21 protein-coding genes are annotated in these 21,208 nt (G+C 66.4%); 14 read left to right on the top strand and 7 right to left on the bottom strand.

The window, feature by feature from the left end; all coding sequences use genetic code 11:
• Positions 1 to 17 precede the first annotated feature (17 nt).
• From ACZ5AC_RS16180 to ACZ5AC_RS16170, 3 genes are read right to left on the bottom strand one after another with little or no spacing between them, the layout of a single operon-like run.
• Positions 18 to 659: a pseudouridine synthase gene (locus ACZ5AC_RS16180; protein ID WP_464248604.1), complete on the bottom strand. Its 642-nt coding sequence runs from the start codon at positions 657 to 659 to the stop codon at positions 18 to 20.
• A gap of 44 nt (positions 660 to 703) precedes the next feature.
• Entirely contained in the window at positions 704 to 1,099 is a 396-nt protein-coding gene (locus tag ACZ5AC_RS16175) for a hypothetical protein (protein WP_464248603.1), read from the bottom strand.
• 12 nt (positions 1,100 to 1,111) lie between these two features.
• Positions 1,112 to 2,302, bottom strand: coding sequence for a Na+/H+ antiporter NhaA (locus ACZ5AC_RS16170; protein ID WP_464248602.1), 1,191 nt, complete (start codon positions 2,300 to 2,302; stop codon positions 1,112 to 1,114).
• Between the two features lie 189 nt (positions 2,303 to 2,491).
• Here ACZ5AC_RS16170 and ACZ5AC_RS16165 point away from each other — a divergent pair, with 189 nt between their 5' ends.
• The gene (locus ACZ5AC_RS16165; RefSeq protein WP_464248601.1) at positions 2,492 to 5,194 is read left to right on the top strand and encodes a cation-transporting P-type ATPase; all 2,703 of its coding nucleotides are present in this window, start codon (positions 2,492 to 2,494) and stop codon (positions 5,192 to 5,194) included.
• Positions 5,195 to 5,325: 131 nt separating this feature from the next.
• Positions 5,326 to 6,624, top strand: coding sequence for a methylenetetrahydrofolate--tRNA-(uracil(54)-C(5))-methyltransferase (FADH(2)-oxidizing) TrmFO (gene trmFO / locus ACZ5AC_RS16160; RefSeq protein WP_464248600.1), 1,299 nt, complete (start codon positions 5,326 to 5,328; stop codon positions 6,622 to 6,624).
• An 85-nt stretch (positions 6,625 to 6,709) separates the two neighbouring features.
• On the opposite strand, the gene ACZ5AC_RS16155 is transcribed toward trmFO, so the two are convergent.
• The gene (locus ACZ5AC_RS16155; RefSeq protein ID WP_464248599.1) at positions 6,710 to 8,833 is read right to left on the bottom strand and encodes a DUF3536 domain-containing protein; all 2,124 of its coding nucleotides are present in this window, start codon (positions 8,831 to 8,833) and stop codon (positions 6,710 to 6,712) included.
• Between the two features lie 85 nt (positions 8,834 to 8,918).
• Here ACZ5AC_RS16155 and rdgC point away from each other — a divergent pair, with 85 nt between their 5' ends.
• Positions 8,919 to 9,548, top strand: a complete 630-nt coding sequence (gene rdgC / locus ACZ5AC_RS16150) for a recombination-associated protein RdgC (protein ID WP_464248598.1) — start codon at positions 8,919 to 8,921, stop codon at positions 9,546 to 9,548.
• Positions 9,548 to 10,069 carry a hypothetical protein gene (locus ACZ5AC_RS16145; protein WP_464248597.1) on the top strand — a complete coding sequence of 174 codons (522 nt, stop codon included), beginning with the start codon at positions 9,548 to 9,550 and terminating at the stop codon, positions 10,067 to 10,069. Before rdgC ends, ACZ5AC_RS16145 begins: the two co-directional genes overlap by 1 nt.
• A 127-nt stretch (positions 10,070 to 10,196) precedes the next feature.
• On the opposite strand, the gene ACZ5AC_RS16140 is transcribed toward ACZ5AC_RS16145, so the two are convergent.
• On the bottom strand, positions 10,197 to 10,691 hold the full coding sequence (locus tag ACZ5AC_RS16140; RefSeq protein WP_464248596.1) for a PilZ domain-containing protein: 495 nt from the start codon (positions 10,689 to 10,691) through the stop codon (positions 10,197 to 10,199).
• A gap of 347 nt (positions 10,692 to 11,038) precedes the next feature.
• Here ACZ5AC_RS16140 and ACZ5AC_RS16135 point away from each other — a divergent pair, with 347 nt between their 5' ends.
• From ACZ5AC_RS16135 to ACZ5AC_RS16095, 9 genes are read left to right on the top strand one after another with little or no spacing between them, the layout of a single operon-like run.
• Positions 11,039 to 12,094 (top strand): BMP family ABC transporter substrate-binding protein, encoded by a 1,056-nt coding sequence (locus ACZ5AC_RS16135; protein WP_464248595.1) that lies wholly within the window; start codon positions 11,039 to 11,041, stop codon positions 12,092 to 12,094.
• A gap of 9 nt (positions 12,095 to 12,103) precedes the next feature.
• Complete coding sequence (locus ACZ5AC_RS16130; RefSeq protein ID WP_464248594.1) at positions 12,104 to 13,168, top strand: ABC transporter permease; 1,065 nt, start codon at positions 12,104 to 12,106, stop codon at positions 13,166 to 13,168.
• Positions 13,165 to 14,085 carry an ABC transporter permease gene (locus ACZ5AC_RS16125; protein WP_464248593.1) on the top strand — a complete coding sequence of 307 codons (921 nt, stop codon included), beginning with the start codon at positions 13,165 to 13,167 and terminating at the stop codon, positions 14,083 to 14,085. Before ACZ5AC_RS16130 ends, ACZ5AC_RS16125 begins: the two co-directional genes overlap by 4 nt.
• 9 nt (positions 14,086 to 14,094) lie before the next feature.
• Complete coding sequence (gene gpt, locus ACZ5AC_RS16120; RefSeq protein ID WP_464248592.1) at positions 14,095 to 14,580, top strand: xanthine phosphoribosyltransferase; 486 nt, start codon at positions 14,095 to 14,097, stop codon at positions 14,578 to 14,580.
• Between the two features lie 3 nt (positions 14,581 to 14,583).
• Positions 14,584 to 16,086 (top strand): ABC transporter ATP-binding protein, encoded by a 1,503-nt coding sequence (locus tag ACZ5AC_RS16115; RefSeq protein WP_464248591.1) that lies wholly within the window; start codon positions 14,584 to 14,586, stop codon positions 16,084 to 16,086.
• A complete protein-coding gene (locus ACZ5AC_RS16110) occupies positions 16,073 to 16,741 on the top strand; it encodes a class I SAM-dependent methyltransferase (RefSeq protein ID WP_464248590.1) in 669 nt (222 codons plus the stop codon). Before ACZ5AC_RS16115 ends, ACZ5AC_RS16110 begins: the two co-directional genes overlap by 14 nt.
• Positions 16,742 to 16,749: 8 nt before the next feature.
• Positions 16,750 to 17,169 carry a nickel-responsive transcriptional regulator NikR gene (gene nikR / locus ACZ5AC_RS16105; RefSeq protein WP_464248589.1) on the top strand — a complete coding sequence of 140 codons (420 nt, stop codon included), beginning with the start codon at positions 16,750 to 16,752 and terminating at the stop codon, positions 17,167 to 17,169.
• Positions 17,169 to 17,975 carry a GTP cyclohydrolase FolE2 gene (folE2, locus tag ACZ5AC_RS16100; RefSeq protein WP_464248588.1) on the top strand — a complete coding sequence of 269 codons (807 nt, stop codon included), beginning with the start codon at positions 17,169 to 17,171 and terminating at the stop codon, positions 17,973 to 17,975. The genes nikR and folE2 overlap by 1 nt, the downstream gene beginning before the upstream one ends.
• Positions 17,976 to 17,988: 13 nt before the next feature.
• The gene (locus ACZ5AC_RS16095; protein WP_464248587.1) at positions 17,989 to 18,360 is read left to right on the top strand and encodes a flagellar basal body rod C-terminal domain-containing protein; all 372 of its coding nucleotides are present in this window, start codon (positions 17,989 to 17,991) and stop codon (positions 18,358 to 18,360) included.
• Between the two features lie 128 nt (positions 18,361 to 18,488).
• On the opposite strand, the gene hslO is transcribed toward ACZ5AC_RS16095, so the two are convergent.
• Both hslO and sfsA read right to left on the bottom strand, forming a co-directional pair.
• Positions 18,489 to 19,364, bottom strand: a complete 876-nt coding sequence (gene hslO, locus ACZ5AC_RS16090; RefSeq protein ID WP_464248586.1) for an Hsp33 family molecular chaperone HslO — start codon at positions 19,362 to 19,364, stop codon at positions 18,489 to 18,491.
• A gap of 31 nt (positions 19,365 to 19,395) precedes the next feature.
• Complete coding sequence (gene sfsA / locus ACZ5AC_RS16085) at positions 19,396 to 20,103, bottom strand: DNA/RNA nuclease SfsA (protein WP_464248585.1); 708 nt, start codon at positions 20,101 to 20,103, stop codon at positions 19,396 to 19,398.
• A gap of 84 nt (positions 20,104 to 20,187) precedes the next feature.
• Between sfsA and ACZ5AC_RS16080 the strand changes: the two genes are divergently transcribed.
• The gene (locus tag ACZ5AC_RS16080) at positions 20,188 to 21,195 is read left to right on the top strand and encodes a sigma-54 interaction domain-containing protein (protein WP_464248584.1); all 1,008 of its coding nucleotides are present in this window, start codon (positions 20,188 to 20,190) and stop codon (positions 21,193 to 21,195) included.
• Positions 21,196 to 21,208: the final 13 nt, after the last annotated feature.

Genomic DNA, 21,208 nt, shown 5'->3' with positions numbered 1-21,208 from the left:
CCGACACTCCTCCATCTTCACCTTCCCGGCCAGGGCAGCGCCTCCAGGGCCCCCAGACTCCCGAAAACCTGCCTGAACGGCTCTTCCAGAAACAGCCTCCCGACCCTCGGCGCGCAGGCATAGCCGAACTCCGCTCCCTCAAGGTGGAAGCGCAGGGTGTGGGCGTGCAGGTACATGCGGTCCGGCCAGTCCGGCACGCGGGGATGGTAGAGTTCGTCGCCAAGGATGGGGGAGCCGAGGCTCTTCATGGCCACGCGAAGCTGATGCGTGCGCCCGGTCAGGGGCTTGAGGACGAACAGGCGCAGGCCCGGCCCCACGGAGAAGCTGAAGAAACGCGTCCCGGCCGGGCGCTCCATGGTCCGGGTCAGCTTCCATGTCCCGCGCCTGGAGCGGACCATGTCCCCCTGCACCAGCCCCTGCTTCCTGCGCGGCGGGGAGTCCGAAAGGGCGAGGTAGAACTTCTCCACGAGCCGCTCCCGGAACAGGGCCGCCAAGTCTGCCGCCCGGCTTCGGTCCGTGGCCAGAAGCAGGAGCCCGGACGTGGCCTTGTCCAGACGGTGCACCGGGAACACGGGTCGCCCCAGATGCCGCCCGGCCAGCGTGCACAGCCCGGGGCGGCCGTCGCAGTCGTGAAAATCGAGGCCCGGATCCTTGTCCACGACAAGGAATCCGGGCCCCTCAGCCACAAGGGAGAATCCGGGCGCTACCATTTCTTGTGCTTGTTCTTTTTCTTCCCGTGGCCGGGAGGGTAGCTGTGGCGGTGCTCGTCATAGCGGCGGTACGGTTCCGCCAGATCCATTTCAAGCGTCACCGGGCCGTAGAGGCCCACGCGCAGGTTCCCGGGCAGGCGGGTCGAAGCGCGCCAGCCGCCGTCGAGATAGAAGTAGAGCCGGCGGTCCAGATCAAAATACACGCCCACTTCCGGATAATAATAATATCTGTAATACCGCTGTTTCTTGCGATATCCATGGGCCGGGGCGTGGGGCGGAGGCCCCTGCCTGTATCCATCATCGCGGTATACCGGCGGAGCGGGCGCGATGACGCAGGCCTGCGTCAAAAATACAAACGCGAGAAGAATCAAGACGTATCGAAATTTCATGGCAACCTCCCATCATGCTCTCTGTATAACCTTGTTGCGTCGACGGGCAAGGGCATAGCGCAGAATTGCATACCCGCATGAGACGGACAGCGCCGAAGCCGCCATGGCCGCCAACCGGATTTCGTTCACGGTCGGTCCGTCGTGCCCGGCGAGGGCGAGGCCGAGAAAAACGTTCACCGTGAACCCGGTCCCACAGAGCAGCGCCGCTCCGCCGAATTCCTTCCAGCCTATCCCTGCCGGCAGGGCGCACAGCCGCAGCTTTGTCCCCATCCAGCACATCCCGAAGATTCCTGCCGCCTTGGCCGGGAACATTCCCAGGAAGGCCGGCAGCGCCTCACGCTCCGTCGAGGAACCCGCGGGAGCTTCGACCGGCGAAAAGCCGGCGCTCGCGAAGACCAGAATCGGCAGCGCCACGCAGCACACCGTGGGAAGCAAATCCTGTTCCAGTCCAAGAAGAGGGGAGGCGCTCGCGTCCCTGCTCCGGCCTGGAACGAAGAGAGCCGTCAGCGGGCCGGCCAGTACGGCCAGGGAACCTTCGCCCGCAGCCACCGCCCACAGGACGGCGCCCGTCAGCACATATGGCGAGACAAGCTCAACGGCCGCAAAGCGCAGGCAGACAAAGACGGTCGCGCAGGCACCGGCAGCGGTCAGCACGGGCCAGGACGGCAGCCCTCCCTGCACCACGACCAGGACGACCGACGACCCGAGCAGGGAAAACATGGCCATGGTGGCGAACAGGGATTTCAACGCCGCGGGCGCACGTTCCCCAAGGAGCGACAGCACGGCCAGCCCCAAGGCCACGTCCGTACCCATGGACGCAACCCACAACGCCCCGGAACCTCCCTGCGCCTTGGACAAAAGGGCATGAACCGCCCCCGCCGCGAGCATCCCGCCCAATGCGCCCAACGCGGGAAGCCGCAGCCGGTCGGGACCGGACAGTTCCTCCTCGGTCACACCTCGCTTGCACTCCAGGGCGACCACGAAGAGGAGGGCGCTCACGAGGGCCAGGTTGATCCAGACAAGCACGGGCCGCCCGAGGACCGCTTCTCCATAGGAAACGCCGAGCATCGGCGACCTGATCCCGGCGTACCAGGGCGCAAACCCCGTGTTCGAGACGATCACCGCCAGCGCGAAGGCCAGGACCGAAAGCAGCCCCGCCAAGGACATCCACCGCAAGAAATTTTTGCACGAACCTGATATCATGGGCAAATCCTGTCAAAAGGGTTCGCGGGGCAGTCGCCTCCCCTCGCGCTGTTCGGCCGATGTTGCCGGTATGCAGACGAATCCGAACTCCGGCTTGAAGTTTGCCACCATGTGCACTACTCAGTAAATACTTGTCTTTTCCTCGCTTGCCGTGAAAAAGTTGCAGACAAAACGCCAAGGAGCGACGTTATGGAATCCTTTCTCGGAAAACTCTGGCACCACCTCCCGCCCCGGGAAGCGGCGGATCTGCTGCAGACCGACCTGGACAAAGGCCTCGACACCTTCGAGGTCAAACGCCGGGCCGAGCACTTCGGCCCAAACTCCCTGACCGCGACCAAGGGCAAAAGCAAGATCGAACGCTTCCTGCTCCAGTTCCACCAGCCCCTGGTCTACATCCTCATCGCGGCCGGCATAGTGACCGCCGTGCTGGGCGAGGTCGTCGACTCCGCGGTCATCGTCGGCGTGGTCCTGGTCAACGCCATTGTCGGCTACATCCAGGAGGCCAAGGCCGCCGGGGCCCTGGAGGCCCTGGCCAAGGCCATGGTCACCGAGGCCGTGGTCATCCGCTCCGGCGCGACGCGGCGCGTCAACGCCGTGGAACTGGTGCCCGGCGACGTGGTCGTACTGCGCTCCGGCGACAAGGTCCCGGCCGACGTGCGCCTCACGGCCATCAAGGACCTGCGCGTGGACGAGTCGGCCCTGACGGGCGAATCCGTGCCCGTCGGCAAGAAAGAGGACATCCTGGACCGCGACACGGTCCTGGCCGACCGCCGCAACATGGCCTACGCCTCGACCCTGGTCACCTACGGCCAGGCCACGGGCGTGGTCGTGGCCACGGGCGACCAGACCGAGATCGGCCGCATCTCGACCATGGTCTCCGAGGCCGACGAACTGGCCACGCCCCTGACCCGCAAGATCTCGAAATTCAGCCATCTGCTCCTGTGGGCCATCCTCGGCCTGGCCGGCCTGACCTTCGTGGCCGGCCTGCTGCACGGCGAGAACCCGGCCGACGTGTTCATGGCCGCCGTGGCCTTGGCCGTGGGCGCCATCCCCGAAGGCCTGCCCGCCGCCGTGACCGTCATCCTGGCCATGGGCGTCTCGCGCATGGCCGCGCGCGGGGCCATCATCCGCAAGCTCCCCGCCGTGGAGACCCTGGGCGGCGCATCCGTCATCTGCTCGGACAAGACCGGCACCCTGACCGAAAACCAGATGACCGTGACCGCCATCTTCGCCGGCCGCCGCACCCACGCCGTGCACGGCACGGGCTACCGCCCCGAGGGCCGCATCGACGGGCTGGACGAGGACAACGAGGCCCTCGGCAGCACGCTGCTGGCAGGCCTTTTGTGCAACGACACGCGCATCGAGTACGACGACGGCGCGGAAAAGGTCATCGGCGACCCGACCGAGGCCGCCCTGCTGGTCTCCGCCGCCAAGGCCGAGCTGGAAGCCCACGCCGAAGCCCGGCGCCTGCCGCGGCTCGACACCCTGCCCTTCGAGTCCGAACACCAGTACATGGCCACCCTGCACGACCAGGGCAAGGGCGCGCCGCGCCTGGCCTTCTTCAAGGGCTCCGTGGAATCCGTCCTGCAGCGCGCCGCCCGCGAACTCCAGGCCGACGGATCCCTGGCGCCCCTGGATCACGATCTGATCCGGGCCGAGGTCGAACGCCTGGGCCTGGAAGGCATGCGCGTCCTGGCCATGGCCTGCAAGGAACTGCCCGCGGACACGAACACGCTGACCCATGACGACGTGGCCGCGGACCTCATCTTCATCGGCCTGCAGGCCATGATCGACCCGCCGCGCCCCGAGGCCATCCTGGCCGTGGACGCCTTCAAGCGCGCCGGGGTCAAGGTCAAGATGATCACCGGCGACCACGCCGTCACGGCCGCGGCCATCGGCGTGCAGCTGGGCCTGGGCATCGAGACCTGCCCCGGCCGGCCCACCTGCCAGGTCATGACGGGCTCCGACATGGCCCTGCTGTCCGACGACGAACTGACCCGCAAGGCCGCCGAAACCGCGGTCTTCGCCCGCGTGGCCCCGGACCAGAAGCTCCGCCTGGTCATGGCCCTGCAGGGCCGCGGCGAGATCGTGGCCATGACCGGCGACGGCGTCAACGACGCCCCGGCCCTCAAGCAGGCCGACATCGGCGTGGCCATGGGCAAGGGCGGCACCGAGGCGGCCAAGGAGGCGGCAGACATGATCCTGACCGACGACAACTTCGCCACCATCGAGGCCGCCGTGGAGGAAGGGCGCGGCGTGTACGACAACCTCCTCAAGTTCATCGTCTGGACCCTGCCGACCAACGTCGGCGAAGGCCTGGTCATCCTCCTGGCCATCCTCCTCGGCGTGGCCCTGCCCATCCTGCCGGTGCAGATCCTGTGGATCAACATGACCACGGCCGGGTGCCTGGGCCTCATGCTCGCCTTCGAGCCCAAGGAACCCGGCATCATGGACCGCCCCCCCCGCGACCCGGCCATGCCCATCCTCGACACGGAGCTCTACATCCGCATCCTCCTCGTCGGCGCCATCCTCCTCGTCACCGCCTTCGGCCTCTACGAGTGGGAGCTGCGGACCACCGGCGTGCAGGAACAGGCCCGCACCGTGGCCGTCAACGTCTTCGTCATGGTCGAGGCCTTCTACCTCTTCAACAGCCGCTCCTTCACCCGCTCGCCCTTCGAGCTGGGCTTCTGGACCAACCCCTGGGTCACCGGCGGATTCGTGCTCATGGTCGTCCTGCAGCTGGCCTTCACCTACCTGCCGTTCATGAACACCCTCTTCGGCAGCGCACCCATCGGCGTGCTGCCGTGGGTCAAGATCATCGCCGCCTCCCTGGTGGCCTACCTGATCATCGAGGCCGAAAAGAAGATCCGCAGCCGACAGGCCGCGGCCTGAAATCCCGGGCGGGCGCTTCGGCGCCCGCCAACCACAACCGCCCAAACCAGCCGCACGCCTCGAACACCGGGATTGACCCCGTCGCAGCCTTGGGTCACAAGCCCGTCTTTCACCATCAGGAGGAGAATGCCGTGAAAACCTACGGAATCATCGGCGCCGGGCTGGCCGGCTGCGAGGCCGCCTGGCAACTGGCCCAGGCCGGGCACGACGTCGTGCTCTACGAGATGAAGCCCCATCGCTTCTCCCTGGCCCACCACAGCGAAGACCTGGCCGAACTGGTCTGCTCCAACTCCTTCCGCTCGGCCGAACCCGAAACGGGCATCGGCCTTTTGAAGCTTGAAATGTCCGAACTGGGCAGCCTGGTCATGGACGTGGCCAAGGGCACGGAAGTGCCCGCCGGGAAGGCCCTGGCCGTGGACCGCGAACGCTTTGCCCGCGAAATGACCCGGCGCGTCCTGGAACACCCGCGCATCACTCTGGTGCGCCGCGAGATCCAAAGCCTGGACGAGCTTGACGGCCAGGGCCACGACGCCCTCATCGTCGCCGCCGGCCCCCTGGCCTCCGACGCCCTGTCCGCCGACCTGGCCCGCATCGTCGGCCGCGACTCCCTGGCCTTCTACGACGCCATCGCGCCCATCGTGCTGACCGAATCCGTGGATACGGACACGGCCTTCTGGGCCTCGCGCTACGCCCCCGAAGACAAGGACTACCTCAACTGCCCCATGACCGAAGAGCAGTACCTGGCCTTCGTGCGCGCCCTGATCGACGGCGAGAAGGTCGCCCCCCGGGAGTTCGAGAAGGAGATGCACTTCGAGGGCTGCCTGCCCATTGAGGTCATGGCCGAACGCGGCGAGATGACCCTGGCCTTCGGACCCCTCAAGCCAGTGGGCCTCACGGACCCGCGCACCGGCCGCCAGCCCTTCGCCGTGGTCCAGCTGCGCGCCGAGAACCTGGAAAAGACGGCCATGAACATGGTCGGATTCCAGACAAAGCTCAAATACGGCGAACAGAAGCGCATCTTCGCCATGATCCCCGGCCTCGAACACGCCGAGTTCCTGCGCCTGGGCAGCATCCACCGCAACACCTACGTCCTGGCCCCCGAAGCCCTGACCCCGACCCTCGAACTCAAAAACCGCCCACGCACCTACCTCGCCGGACAGATCAGCGGCGTCGAAGGCTACCTCGAATCCGCCGCCACCGGCCTCTGGCTGGGCCTGCACCTGGCCGGCAATACGGACCTGCCCCCGCAGGAAACCGCCCTGGGCGCCCTCCTCTCGCACCTGCGCACCCCGGCCAAACACTTCCAGCCCTCCAACGTCCACTTCGGCCTCATGCCCGCCCTGAACAGGAAAGCGCCCAAGAAAAAGCGCAAGGAACTCTACGCCCAACGGGCGCGAGAGGTTTGGAAAGCGTGGTTGGAGAAAGACTGAAGAGAGGGAAAGCAGGCCTCCGGCGGGCAGGGGGCCCCGCCCCCTGCACCCCTTGTATGTTCGGTGGGCCTGCGGTGGGAGGATGTCAGGCCTCGGGTAGGGACAGGTTCAGGAGCAGGCAGAGTTCCTCGTGCACGCAGCGCTTGGGCTCGGCCATGACCAGGTTCTGGACCTCCCACCAATAGATGGACATGCCCAGACGGCGCGTGCGGGCGATGAGCTCCGTCAGCGCATGGGAATTGGCCTTGAGGTCGCGGGCCATGTCCGTGCCGCGCTCCTCGGCCAGCCCCTCCAGCAGGTTGCGCATGTCCTTGTTGGCCGACAGCCAGGCGTTCAGAAAACCCAGCACGTCGGCGGGTAATGTCCGCCCCCCGAAAAGCCAGTTCCAGACCAGCCCGGGGGCCAGCAGGGCCAGGCGTTCCTGCGGAACCTTCTGCCCCTCGTCGAAACCGGCCATAAGCGGGTCCAGAATTTCGGCCATCCGTCTTGACTCGGCCAGCAGACCGCGCTCCATCTCCCGCGAAAGACGATAGGAAACCTCGGTCCTGAAACGCGAGCGATGAGCGGGCCCGGCCGGCAGGAGCGCTTCTTCCTCTTCCAGGGTCTGCGTCCAGAACCCCCTGGCCCTTCTGCCCGCGGCGCCGTCCTCGACCTCCAGGCGCAGGCCGGGCCACTGCGCCCTCATCCGGCCGGACGAATCCGGGAAGTTCACGGCATATTCCGAAAGCTCCGCCAGAGACGGCCGCCGGGGCGTGACCAGCGTCTTCCAGATGGCCTCGCCGTCCCAGTCGTCCCGGATGTTGGAGTGGGCCTCGGACAGGACGCGCACGAATCCGGCCTCCACATCGGGCCCGCCCGTGGCCGAAAGCAGGTCCAGGGCTCGCCGGGCCGAGGTCAGGGCGCCCAGGGGCTCGATGCGGGTCACCTCGTCGAAGAACCAGGCGCAGCTGGCGAATGCGGCCAGGGACAGGCGCTGCATGAGCAGCAGTCGGCAGGCGTCGGTGCGTTCGGATGCGGCAAGGCCCGGCGTGCAGTGCCTCTCCAGAAAGGCGGCCAGGGGCTCGGCCCCCGCCAGAACCAGCCCGTACTCCCTCAGGGCCAGGGCGGGATCGCCGAAGAGGGCCGCCCCGCGCCGCGAGTAGTGCTCGTCCGCATAATATTTGAGATAGTTGAGGCTTCGGCGCAGGGGCCGCCGCCAGTCCTGCATCCAGTCAGGGTGGCCGCCGTCGGAGCAGCCGCAGTGGGTCTTCCAGCGCTCCACCCCGTGCACGCAGCTCCAGGACGTGTTCTCGTGGATGAGCGCCTCGTCCGTGGCCGGATGGGCCGCGAGATGGGCCGCGTAGTTGGTCAAGGCCACATCATCGCGGCCCTGGCGGGCCTGCTCGATGACGTAGGCCAGAGCCATCTCGCCGAACATGAAGTGGTGCCCGTAGGATTCCCCGTCCGTGGCGATGTGCCGCAGGCCCCCCGGCAGGGAGCCCGTGAGGCGGGTCCAGAAATTCTCGCCGCTGGCCAGCAGGCGCTCAAAGGCCACGGCCCGCGACACGGCCCCGTCGTAGAAATACACATTTATGCTCTTGCCTTCCGGGAGCCTGACCAGATAGGGCCGCGTAGTGTCGAGGCTGTCCTCGGTCACGGTCCTGAACTCCCCGCCGCCGGAGCGGACGGCCTTGGCCTGCCGCGGGGCGAGGATGGTGAAGCCGATGCCGGCCCTGGCCAGGGCCGAAAGGGTCGGCAGGTCCACGGCCGTCTCGGCCAGCCACATGCCCTCGGGGTCGCGGCCGAAGCGTGTCCGGAAATCCTGGACGGCCCAGGCCACTTCCAGGTCCTTGTCCAAATCCGTGGCCAGGGGCATGATGGCGTGGTGGTACACTTGGGCCAGGGCGTTGCCATGTCCCAGTCGCGCAAGGCTCAGCCTGTCCCCTTCAAGGACGCGCGCATAGGTCTGCGGCGCGTGCAGCTCCATCCAGCGCAGCAGGGTCGGACCAAAGTTGAAGCTCATCCAGGCGTAGCAGTTCACCAGTTCGTGGATGCGGCCCCGGCCGTCCAGCCTGCGGGCCCAGGCCAGAGGGGCGTAGCATTCCCTGGTGATGCGCGCGTTCCAGTCGTGCTCCGGCGCGGCGCTGCCTTCGGGCAGGACGGTCTCGAGCCAGGGGTCGAAACGGGGCGGCTGGTAGAAATGGCCATGGATGCACAGGGCGTTGGGCATGGGCGCTCCGGAATTTTCGGTTTGCAATGAAACGACTTTGAAACAAAACCATGGTGCCGTCAAAGGCGGCGCAAGGGAGGATACCTTGGGATTCATGTCAGCCAGCGTCGGCCTCACCCGCTACCGCATCGTCGAGGAGGACATCCCCTCGACCCTGTGGCACGAGATCGAGGACCGGCTCAAACGCAACGCCTTCCGCGACATCGACGGCAGCGCCGAGGAGCGCAGCTTCGGCTGGGTCTCCTTCGACAACATGCTCGACCCCGATTTCGCCCTCTGCCCCCCGGAAAAAGGCCCCTACCTGGCCTTCACCCTGCGCCTGGACACCCGGCGCATCCCCCCGGCGGTCATGAAGAAGCACCTCCTCGTGGCCATGAACGAGGCCATGCAGGCCATGCGCGAGCAGGGCAAGAAGTTCGTGACCAAGGAGCAGAAGGCCGAGATCCGCGACCAGGTCGAACTGCGCCTGCGGGCCAGGACCCTGCCCATCCCGGCCTGCTTCGACGTCATCTGGGACACGGACAAACAGATCGTGTCCATCGCTTCGACCCAGTCCAAGCTGACGGAGCTGTTCGAGGAGCTCTTCACCCACACCTTCGGCCTGACCCTCGAACCCCTGACCCCGTATTTTCTCGCCCTGCAGCTCCTCGGCAAGGACCGCCAGGCAGAACTGGACGAGTTCGAACCCACCGTTTTCGCCCAGGGAGGTGCATGATGGATCTGGATCACGCGCAGACAGTCAGCCTCATGCTCGGCCAGGAATTCCTGACCTGGCTGTGGTTCGCCAGCGAAACGAGCAGCGGGCTCTTCCGCACCAGGGACGGCGAGGCGTTTTCCGTGACCGTGGAACAGAAGGTCTCGGTCCAGGGCGGCGAGGGCGAAGCCAAGGAAACGGCCGTGTGCAGCGGCCCCATGGCCGAGCTGCGGGAAGCCCGCATGGGCCTGGCCACCGGCAAGAAGGTCAACAAGGTCAAGGTGCGCATCGAAAAGGACGAGGCCGCCTGGCAGGTCCTGCTCGACGCCTCGACCTTCACCCTCCAGGGCCTCAAGACCCCAAAGGTGGACACCAAGCTGGAGGAGGGCGAGGACCCCGACGCCCGCATCCTCGAAAAGGTCTACCTCACGGAAAAATGCATGGCCTACGTGGACACGGCCTACGCCCGCTTCCTCGACCTGCGCTTCAGCCCCCAATGGAAGGAGGAAACAACCAGACTGCGCAGATGGCTTGAAGGCTGACCCTCCCGTCCACCAAGTCCATACCGTCCATCTCGTCCAGACGGTCCATTGCACCCCGCCCCAAAAAAAACCGCCCCGGGGCACAACCGTACCCCGGGGCGATGAAAGTCGAACCTGCCCGAACAGATCAGTACAGGTAGCTCTGCAGCGCCTGATAGCTGTCGAGGTCCGCGTCGTCGAAGCTGGCGCCGACCTGATAGCTGTCCTGGGTCTGGAAGATCCGCTTGCCCTGGCACTGGATGGTGATGGGCCGATCCTCCTGGGGCAGGGCGAAGACCACGTCGAAAGCGTCCAGGCTCTCCTCCTCCAGGGCGCCGTTGTGCTCGTTCTTGGGCACCACGAGATTGATCCCGCCCAGGGAGAGGTTGGTTATCTTGCTGGCGTGGAAGTGCTTGCGGGAGCCGTTCGTGCCGCTGATGATGGCCGGGATGGTCTTGTGCTGGCGCGGAAAGCGCCTCCGGTCCTGCATGAGAATATCCTGGCCGGCCTGGGACTGAAGAAAATCCTGCAGCACGGCATCGATAAAACCCGAGAGGGTCGTCTTGTTCTTCTTGGCAAGCCGTTTCAACGACTTGCTGAACTCTTCCGTGGTCCGAAAACTTATCATCGTGTCTTTGGACATGGGGTCCTCCGTATCGTCATGTGATCTTCGCCGAAAACCGTCTGACATATTAGAAGAAGCATGCCGACTGCTATAATATCCTTTCAATTGAATATGTTAAACATTTTCCGGCCGTTGGGAAGAGGCGTCGGGCCCATGCATCCCGTCCGGATTTTCCGGATTTTCACCATCACTATCGATGATTGTCTGACAGATGTCCACATTTTCCGGACGCCCGGACCGCCCCCCTGACTGTTGCCAGGCTGGCGGGTATTGGCTATGTGCCTTGTGCTTGGCACTCTCCCCATTGGCGGACGCGGTGTCCGTCATACAAACCCCAGTCAGAATCATATTACGGAGGAAGGATGATGCGCAAATGTTTGTCCCTGTTCCTGCTGGCGTTCCTGGCCCTTGGAGCGACCGCCTTCGCCGAGGACACCAAGGTCGGTTTCGTCTACGTGTCGCCGGTGGGAGACGCCGGATATTCCTATGCCCATGACCAGGGCCGCCTGGCCGTGGAGGCCATGGACGGCGTGACCACGTCCTTCGTGGAGTCCGTGGCCGAAGGCCAGGATTCCGAACGCGTCATCATGAACATGGCCCGCAAAGGCTACGACATCATCTTCACCACCAGCTACGGGTACATGGACCCCACGCTGAAGGTGGCCAAGGAATTCCCCAAGGTCAAATTCCTGCACTGCTCCGGCTACAAGAACGCCGAGAACATGGCCAACTACTTCGGCCGCATCTACCAGGCCCGCTACCTGACCGGCATGGTCGCCGGCGCCATGACCAAATCCAAGGTCCTGGGCTACGTGGCCGCCTTCCCCATCCCCGAAGTCATCCGCGGCATCAACGCCTTCACCCTGGGCGCCCAGTCCGTGAACCCCGACGTGCAGGTTCGCGTGGTCTGGACCAAGACCTGGTACGACCCGGCCACGGAGAAGGAAGCCGCCAAGTCCCTGCTGGACGTGGGCTGCGACGTCATCGCCCAGCACCAGGACTCCCCTGGCCCGCAGGAGGCTGCCCAGGAACGCGGCGTGTACTCCATCGGCTACAACTCCGACATGTCCGCCTTCGCTCCCAAGGCCCACCTGACCTCGGCCGTCTGGAACTGGGGCCCCTTCTACACCGACATGGTCAAGCAGATCAAAGACGGCACCTGGAAGGCCCAGTTCTACTGGTACGGCCTGGATCACGGCATCGTCGACATCGCCCCCTTCGGTCCCATGGTCCCCGAAGACGTGCAGAAGACCGTCCTGGCCAAGAAGGCCGAGATCGCCTCGGGCGCCTACAAGGTCTTCACCGGCCCCATCAAGGACCAGGCCGGCGCCGAGAAAGTCGCCGCCGGAGCCGTCATGCCCGACGAGGAACTGCTCGGCTTCAACTGGTTCGTTCAGGGCGTCGTCGGCACCCTGGAATAAGGGTCGCACATGCCCGTCTTGTCCGCCGTTCGTCGACAGGAGCCCCTTGGCTGGGGCTCCTGTCTTGTTTTTCTGGCCGCCCTCGCCCTGGCCTTTACGGTCAGCGGGACGCTCCTGGCCGTGCAGGGCAAGCCGGCCCTGCAAGCCTTGTGGCTCCTGGTCGAGAGCGCCTTCGGCTCCCGGTATGCCCTTGAGGACTGCCTCATCAAGGCCGTACCCATTTTTCTGTGCTCCCTGGGCGTGGGCCTGACCTTCCGCCTGCAGGTCTGGAACATCGGGGCCGAGGGACAGTTCGCCCTGGGCGCCGTGGGCGCGACCTGGGCGGCCCTGACCTTCCCCGGCTGGCCCTGGTACGCCCTGCTGCCCTTCATGCTGCTGTGCGCCTCGGCGGCCGGCGGCCTGTGGGGCGCCATTCCGGCCCTGCTGCGCCTGAAGCTCAGGGCCAACGAGATCATCGTCACCCTGATGCTCAACTACGTCGGCATCCTCATCCTCGACTTTCTCGTCTACGGCGTGTGGAAAGACCCGGCCAGCTTCGGCTTCCCCATGACCAGCGAGTTCGTCCCGGCGGCCGTGGTGGCGCGCATCGGCGATACCCGCCTGAACTGGGGCCTGCTCCTGTGCCTGGCCGTGGGCGTGCTCATGTCCGTGTTCCTGCGTTCCACCCGCCTGGGCTTCGAGCTGCGCGCCTGCGGCGAAAACGTGCGCGCCGCCCGCTACGCCCGCATGCCCTACGCCTTCCTGGTGGTGCTGGTCATGGTCGTCAGCGGGGCACTGGCCGGCTGGGCCGGGTTCCTGGAGGCCTCGGCCACCCTGGGCCGGCTGCAGCCGAGCATCATGTCCGGCTACGGCTACACGGCCATCGTCGTGGCCTGGCTGGCCAACCTGAACCCGCTCATCATCGCCGTGGCCTCCTTCCTCCTGGCGGGCGTGCGCGTCGGCATGGAGACCCTGCAGCTCGACCTGCAGGTGCCCGCGGCCTTCGGCGGCATCATGGAGGGCTCCATCCTCCTGGCCGTGCTGGCCGGGGGCTTCTTCTCCCGCTACCGCCTGCACCTGCGGAGGGCCGCATGAGCCTCGAAATCCTCCTGGCCCTCCTGGCCGCCACGGTGCAGGCCGGAACCCCGATCCTCTACGCCACCCTGGGCGAGATCCTGACCGAAAAGGGCGGCGTCCTGAACCTGGGCGTGGAGGGCATGATGCTCGTCGGCGCCCTGGCCGGGTTTCTGACCGCCCTGCACACGGGCTCCCCGGCCCTGGCCTTCCTGGCTGGCGGCCTGGCCGGCGCGGGCATGGCGGCCCTGCACGGCGTGGTCTGCATCTGGTTCCAGGGCAACCAGACCGTCTCGGGCCTGGCCCTGACCATCTTCGGCACGGGCCTGGCCGGGTTCTTCGGCACACCCTATGTGGGCCGCACCGCCCCCGGCTTCGACAAGTTCTCCCTGCCCGTGCTGGGTGACATCCCCCTCGTGGGCGACATCTTTTTCCAGCAGGACGCCCTGGTCTACGTGTCGTACCTCGTCCCGCCGCTCATGTGGGCCTTCTTCCGCTACACGCGGTGGGGCCTGGGTGTACGCGCAGCGGGCGAGAGCCCGGCGGCCACGCGCGCCGCGGGACTGAACGTCCTGGGCTACCGCTGGGCCGCGCTCCTTGGCGGCGGGGTGCTGGTGGGCTTCGGCGGCAGCTACCTGAGCCTGGCCTACACCCACCTCTGGACCAACGGCCTCTCCTCGGGGCGCGGCTGGATCGCCGTGGCCCTGGTCATCTTCGCCTTCTGGCGACCGTCCCGGGCCATGCTCGGGGCCTATCTCTTCGGCGGGGTCATGGCCTTCCAGCTCCGCCTGCAGGCCATGGGCACGGCCCTGCCGTCGTCCATCCTGCTCATGCTGCCCTATGTGTTGACCATCGCGGCCCTGGCCTTTTCCTCGTGGCGAAGCCAGCGCACCGAGGCCCCGGCCGCGCTGGGCGTGAACGTGGAACCATCGGAATAGGAAAACTCAATGAGCGACAACAGATACCAGCGCACCTACCCCATCTCCTGGGACCAGCTGCACCGCGACGCCCGGGCCCTGGCCTGGCGCCTTCTGGACAAGGACTTCTTCAGGGGCATCATCGCCGTGACCCGCGGCGGCCTCGTGCCCGCGGCCATCATCGCCCGCGAACTCGACATCCGCCTCGTCGACACCATCTGCGTGTCCAGCTACGATTGGCAGAACCAGAAAGGCGAGGTGAAGCTCCTGAAAGGCATCGAGGGCGACGGCGAGGGCTGGCTCATCGTCGACGACCTGGTGGACACCGGCCGCACGGGCAAGCTCATCCGCGAGCTACTGCCCAAGGCCCACTTCGCCTGCGTCTACGCCAAGCCCGCCGGCCGCCCCCTGGTGGACACCTTCATCACCGAGGTCAGCCAGGACACCTGGATCCTCTTTCCCTGGGACGCCGAGTCGCAGTTCGTGCAGCCCCTGGCCGGGAAGCGGCAGGGATAGGTCGTGACCCCGTCCACGCCAGCGGTCGGCCTGCGCGGCATCACCAAGGTCTTCGGCTCCGTCCGGGCCAACAACGGCATCAGCCTGGACATCCACGCCGGACGGATCAAGGCCCTCTTGGGCGAGAACGGGGCGGGCAAGAGCACCCTCATGTCCATCCTGGCGGGGCACTACCTGCCCGACGCCGGCGAGATCCTCATCGACGGCCGCCCCTGCCACCTGCGCTCGACCAAGGACGCCATCAAAGCCGGCATCGGCATGGTCTACCAGCACTTCATGCTGGTCGAAGCCATGACCGTGGCCGAGAACGTGTTCCTGGGCCAGGAGCCGGGCTTCCTGCTCTCGCCCCGGGCCATGCGCGAACAGGTCCGGGCCCTGAGCGCCGCCTTCGGGCTGGATGTGGACCCGGCAGCACGCGTGGCCGACCTGTCCATGGGCGAGAAGCAGCGCGTGGAGATCCTGAAGCTCCTGCAGCGCGAAAGCCGCATCCTCATCTTCGACGAGCCCACTGCCGTGCTCACGCCCCAGGAGTCGGAGCAGCTCTTCGCGGCCCTGCGCAGCATGGCCGCCCAGGGCAAGGCCATCGTCTACATCTCCCACAAGCTGGGCGAGGTCATGGCCCTGGCCGACGAGATCGCCATTCTGCGCAGGGGCGAGGTGGTGGACGAGGTCCCGGCCGCCGAGGTGCATTCCCAGTCGGACCTGGCCCGGCGCATGGTCGGCCGCGAGGTGCTCCTGGAGGTCACGCGCAAGCCCATGGAACTGCGCCAGAATGTGCTGCGCCTGTCCGGAGTCAAGGCCGGCGTCATGCGCGACGCGTCCTTGAGCCTGCGGCAGGGAGAGATTCTGGCCGTGGTCGGCGTGGCCGGCAACGGCCAGAAGGAGCTGGTCGAGACGGTCTGCGGCCTGCGGGCGCCCGAGGCCGGCGAGGTTTCGGTGCTCGGCAAGAGCTGGCAGGCCTTCTTCGCCGACCCGTCCTGGCAGGGGGGCCTGAGCTACGTTCCCGAGGATCGCCAGGGCCTGGCCGTGTGCAAGGGCATGGACCTGGTGGACAACTTCCTGCTGACCACCCGCCAGGGCTACAGTTCCACGGTCTGGCTGCAGCGCGACAAGGCGGCGGCCGTGGCCCGGGAGCTCGTCGAGCAGTTCAAGGTCTCCCCGCCCGACGTGACCAGCCAGGCCAGACAGCTTTCGGGCGGCAACCTGCAGAAGATGGTCCTGGCGCGCGAGTTTCACCGCCGGCCGCGCCTCATCGTGGCCGAGCAGCCCACCCAGGGCCTCGACGTCTCGGCCATCGAGGAGGTCTGGGCGACCCTGCTGGCGGCCCGCGAGGAGGCCGGCGTCCTGCTGGTCACCGGCGACCTGTCCGAAGCCCTGGCCCTGGCCGACCGCATCGCGGTCATGTTCGGCGGCGAAATCGTCGACATCTTCCCGGCCGACGACCGGCAGCGCGTGGACCGCATCGGCCAGATGATGGCCGGCATGAAGCCCGATGCCGAGCACTGATCACCCGGACCGCTTCCAGCAGCTCACCGTGCAGGCCGCAGGCCGGACCTGGACCCTGGAGCGCCCGGCGGACCTGGAGTCCCTGTGGCAATCCCTGGACGAGGACGACCCGGAGGCCGAGGAGCACATCCCCTACTGGGTCGAGCTGTGGCCCGCGACCCTGGCCCTGTGCGACTGGCTGGCCCGGCAGGACCTGGCCGGACGCACCTGCCTGGACCTGGGCTGCGGGCTCGGCCTCTCGGCCCTGGTGGCATCCGACCTGGGCGCGCGTGTGGTGGGGATGGACTACGAGCGGGACGCCCTGTATTTTGCCGCCAGGAACGCCCGGCTCAACGACGTGCCCCAGCCCCTGTGGCTGTGCATGGACTGGAACCGGTCCGGCTTCGCGCCCCGTTCCTTCGACCATATCTGGGGCGGCGACATCTTTTACGAACAGCGATTTTTCGAACCCCTGGAAAAGCTGCTGCTGCACAGCCTGGCCCCCGGGGGCAGGGTCTGGTTCGGCGACCCCGAGCGCACCGTGTCCCAGGCCGTGTGGCCCCGCTTCGCCCGCCGCGGCTGGCGGGTCGCGGGCCGCGGACAGGTGGTGGTGCCCTTCGAGGGGGCACGCATGACGGTCAACGTCTGGGAACTTTCCCGCCCGGACGTCACATAGGAGGAAACATGGGTCAGACAATACGTTTCGGAGTGTCCCTGGACTCCGACCTGCTGGAGAAATTCGACGCACTGTGCGAGGAGCGCTGCTACCAGACCCGCTCCGAGGCCATCCGCGACCTCATCCGCGGCACCCTGGTGCAGAAGGAATGGGAGGACCTGAACAAGGAAATGGTCGGCACCCTGACCCTGGTCTTCGACCACCATCACTCAGACCTGGCCCAGAAGATGACCGAGATCCAGCATTCCTCCCTGGACGTCATCCATTCGTCCCTGCACATCCACCTGGATCACCACAACTGCATGGAAGTGCTCATCCTGCGCGGCCCCGGGCAGGACATCAAGGCCACGGCCGAGCGGCTCATCTCCACCAAGGGCGTCAAACACGGCAAACTGACCCTGGCCACCACCGGGCAGGACCTGAAGTGATGCGCGACGTGCAGAGCGGGCCGGCCGATGTGGCCCTGCGCATCGACCGGGTCGGGGTCAAAAATCTTTCGGTGCCCCTGACGGTCCGGGACAGGGCCAGGGGACGCCAGCAGACCGTGGCGCGCGTGGACCTGAGCGTGGACCTGCCGGCGGAGTTCAAGGGCACGCACATGAGCCGCTTCCTCGAAGCCTTGCGCGACATGGAGACGACCCTGGACACGGCCAGCTGCGGACGCCTGCTCCTGGACCTGCGCGACCGCCTGCAGGCCAGGAGCTCCCACCTGTGCTTCCATTTCACCTATTTTCTGGAGCAGCGCGCCCCGGTCACGGGCAGCCCGGCCCTGATGGACTACGCCTGCTTCCTGCGCGGCACGCTCATGGACGGGGGTGTCGAGCTGATCCTGGGCGTGGAGGTGCCGGTCATGACGGTCTGCCCCTGCTCCAAGGCAATTTCCGCCGAGGGCGCCCACAGCCAGCGGGCCATGGTCCGCATCGAGGCGGGGTGCTCGGGCATGCTCTGGCTGGAGGACCTCATCGCCATCGCCCAGGAGTCCGGCTCGTCCCCGGTCTACGCCCTGCTGAAGCGCGAGGACGAGAAGTTCGTGACCGAGGCGGCCTTCGCCTCGCCGACCTTCGTCGAGGACGTGGTCCGCAACGCGGCCTCCCGCCTGGCGGCCCACCCGAAGGTGCGCGGCTTCAGGGTCGAGGTGGAGTCCTTCGAGTCCATCCACAACCACAGCGCCTACGCCCGCATCGACCAGATGGGGGTTGACGAAACGTCCGGCCGGGATATTGTGAACCCATGACCGGAGGTGCCCCATGATGGAGAACGTGCAGGCCCTGCAGGCCATTTCCGTTTCCCAGCAGGTCGCGGCCAACAACGTGGCCAACGTGAACACGAACGAGTTCCGCTCCAGCCGCGTGGAATACGAGACCGGCCCGAACGACCGCGGCGTGCGGGTATCCGACATATACGAAAACACCGCTCCCGGCCCTCTGGTCCAAGGCGGCGAATACGTCGAGACTGAAGAGGGCCTGCGCTACGAGGAAACTCTGGTCGAAGGCTCCAACACGGACCTGGTCGCGGAGATGGTACAGATGATCGAGAACGAGCAGGCCTTCGCCGCCAACGTCGCGGCCCTGCACACGCATTTCGACATGACGGGCGTGCTCATCGACATGATGGTCTGACCACCCTTTCCCACTCCACCACCAAAAAGGCTGCCCTCGCACAGGACAGCCTTTCTTTTTCCCATCCCCCAAATGGGGTGCAGGGGGCCGCGCCCCCTGCCCGCCGGAGGCATCTTCATCATCCCCATCTAATGCCTCTCGTCCGCCAACCGCCGCAAATCCTCCGGGGTGAACGCGTACGGCTCCCGGCAGAATTCGCAGGTGATGACAGTGTCTTCGCCGCGCTCGGCCAGACTTTTGATTTCGTCCACTCCGAGCGTGATGAGGGCCTGTTCGATGCGGTCGCGGGAGCAGCCGCAGTGGAAGGCCACGTCCTGGTGACCGAGGATTTCGTAGGGGATGTCGCCGAAGATGCGGTCCAGGATGTCCTTGGGGCCGGCCCCGTCGAAGAGGAGCTTGGCCAGGGGCGGCATGGCCGCGATGCGGGCCGTGAGGGTTTCCAGGGCCGCGTCGTTGGCCGGGGGGAGGGACTGAATGAGGAAGCCGCCGGCCACGGCGATGCCGCCCTGGTCGTCAGGGATGGTGGTCAGGCCCATGGCCGAGGGCGTCTGCTCGGACTCGGTCAGATAGTAGGCGATGTCCTCGGCGATCTCGCTGGACACGAGGTTGACCACACCCTGGTAGGGGCTTTTGAGCTGCAGGTCCTTGGTCACGGTCAGCAGGCCGGCACGTCCCAGGGCGCCGGGGATGTCAAAGCGGCCGTCCCGCAGGGGCAGGTCGGCAACGGGGTTGCCCACGTAGCCGTGGACCAGGCACATGGGGTCGGCCTCGACGACGATCTTGCCCAGGGGGCCGTTACCCTCGAACTTGAGGGCCACGCGCTGGCGGCCCTTGAGGAGCGCGCCCAGGAGCACGCCGCCGGTCAGGGCACGGCCGAGGGCCACGGAGGCGGTGGGGCTGGTGCGGTGCCGGGCGCAGGCCTCGCCGACGGTGGCGGTGGTCAGGCAGGCCATGGCGCGGACGTTGGCTTCGTCGGAGATGACGCGGATAAGGTGGTCTTTCATGGTGTCGTGTCCGGAATTTCTGAGTTGATGATCAAGGCCGCGAGACAAGGGGAAGTCGGCGGCCCAGGGCGATGCCCTCGGGGCTTGCGTGCACCACATGGGGAAAAAATTCCACCCCCCTGTCCAGGGCCTGCCAGAAAAGCTCGGCGAATCGCGGGTCGATGAAGTCCGCGGGGCCGAAGCACTGCCCGTCGGGTCGCTGCACGGCCAGGAAGACGCCCACGCGCACGCCGCGCTTGGCCAGGTCCATGAGTTCGAGCAGATGCTTCTGTCCGCGCTCGGTCACGGCGTCGGGGAAGCAGGCCACGCCGTCCTCGACCATGGTCACGTTCTTGGCCTCGATCCAGAACTCCCCGTCCGGGCCGGTGAGTTTCGCGTCCAGGCGCGAATCCCCCCATTTGGCCTCGGCGGTAAAGTCCGTGTACGCACGGAGTTCCGGCAGGGCGCGGGTTTCCCAGGCCCTCTTGAGAAGCCGGTTGGGCATGAGGGTGTTGACGCCGACCCAGTCCCCGCACGGGCGCACCACCTCCAGGGTGTACGGCAACCGCCGTCCCGGCGAGGCGGCCGGGGAGAGGAAGACCTCCATGCCGGGCCGCAGGAGGCCGAGCATGGAGCCGGAGTTGTTGGTATGCGCGGTCACGGGCCGACCGTCCAGGAGGACATGGATCAGGAAGCGCTTCTCGCGGGCGACAAAAAGGGCCGGACGGCTTCCCTGCGGAAATTCGAGGAGATACGGCATAATTTGAGTTGCGTTTCTGTCATATTCTTGACAGTTAGGCAGAATCGGAACAGCATCGAGACCATCCCCGTTCCAGGAGAGGCTATGTCGTTTGATACCTGTGGAATAATTGGAAAGAGTTCCGCCCTGCAAGAGGTATTTCGGATCCTGGCCAAAGTGGCCCCTTCGGACAGCACCATCCTGGTCACGGGCGAGTCCGGTACGGGCAAGGAGCTGCTGGTCCGGGCCCTGCACCGCAACAGCCGGCGGGCCGACAAGCCCTTCGTGCCCATCAACTGCGGGGCCATCCCGCGGGAACTGCTCGAATCGGAACTTTTCGGGCACGAGAAGGGCGCGTTCACCCACGCCATCCGCACCAAGATCGGCCGCTTCGAGATGGCTCAGGGCGGCACGGTCTTCCTGGACGAAATCGGTGAAATGGAGCTGTCCCTGCAGGTCAAGATCCTGCGCGTGCTGCAGGAGCGCGAGTTTGAGCGCGTCGGCGGGGGCAAGACCATCAAGGCCGACGTGCGCGTGGTGGCAGCCACCAACCGCGACCTGGAGGAGGAGGTGCGGCGCGGGACATTCCGCGAAGACCTCTTCTACCGCCTGAACGTGATCCCCATCACCCTGCCCCCCCTGCGGGACCGCGGCGACGACGTGCTCGTCCTGGCCCGGTACTTCCTGCGGAACTTCTGCGCCAACAACCGCTCCGCGACCCTGGGCATGGCCGAGGAGGTCGCCGACATCCTGGCCCGCTACTCCTGGCCGGGCAACGTGCGCGAACTCGAGAACTTCATGGAGCGCATGTCGATCCTGTGCGACGGGGAGAGCATCGGCCTGGTGGACCTGCCGGACAAGATCCTGCGGGAGACCGGCGTGGAGGTGCCCAAACGAGTCCCGGTGCTGGCGGACGCCTCGTTCCGCTGGCCGGAACTGAAGGATCTTCGCGAGCAGAGCATGGGTCTGAAGGAATTCCTGGACCAGGTGGAGGAGCGCCTGCTGAACGAAGCCCTGGGCGAAGTGGACGGGGTCAAGAACAAGGCCGCCGAAGTTTTGGGCATCAAGCGCACCACCCTGATCGAAAAACTGAAAAAGAAGAACATGTTGTGATCTTCTGCCCGAT

Source organism: Desulfomicrobium aestuarii, assembly GCF_055385525.1.
This window is presented reverse-complemented; position numbering and strand designations above follow the sequence as displayed.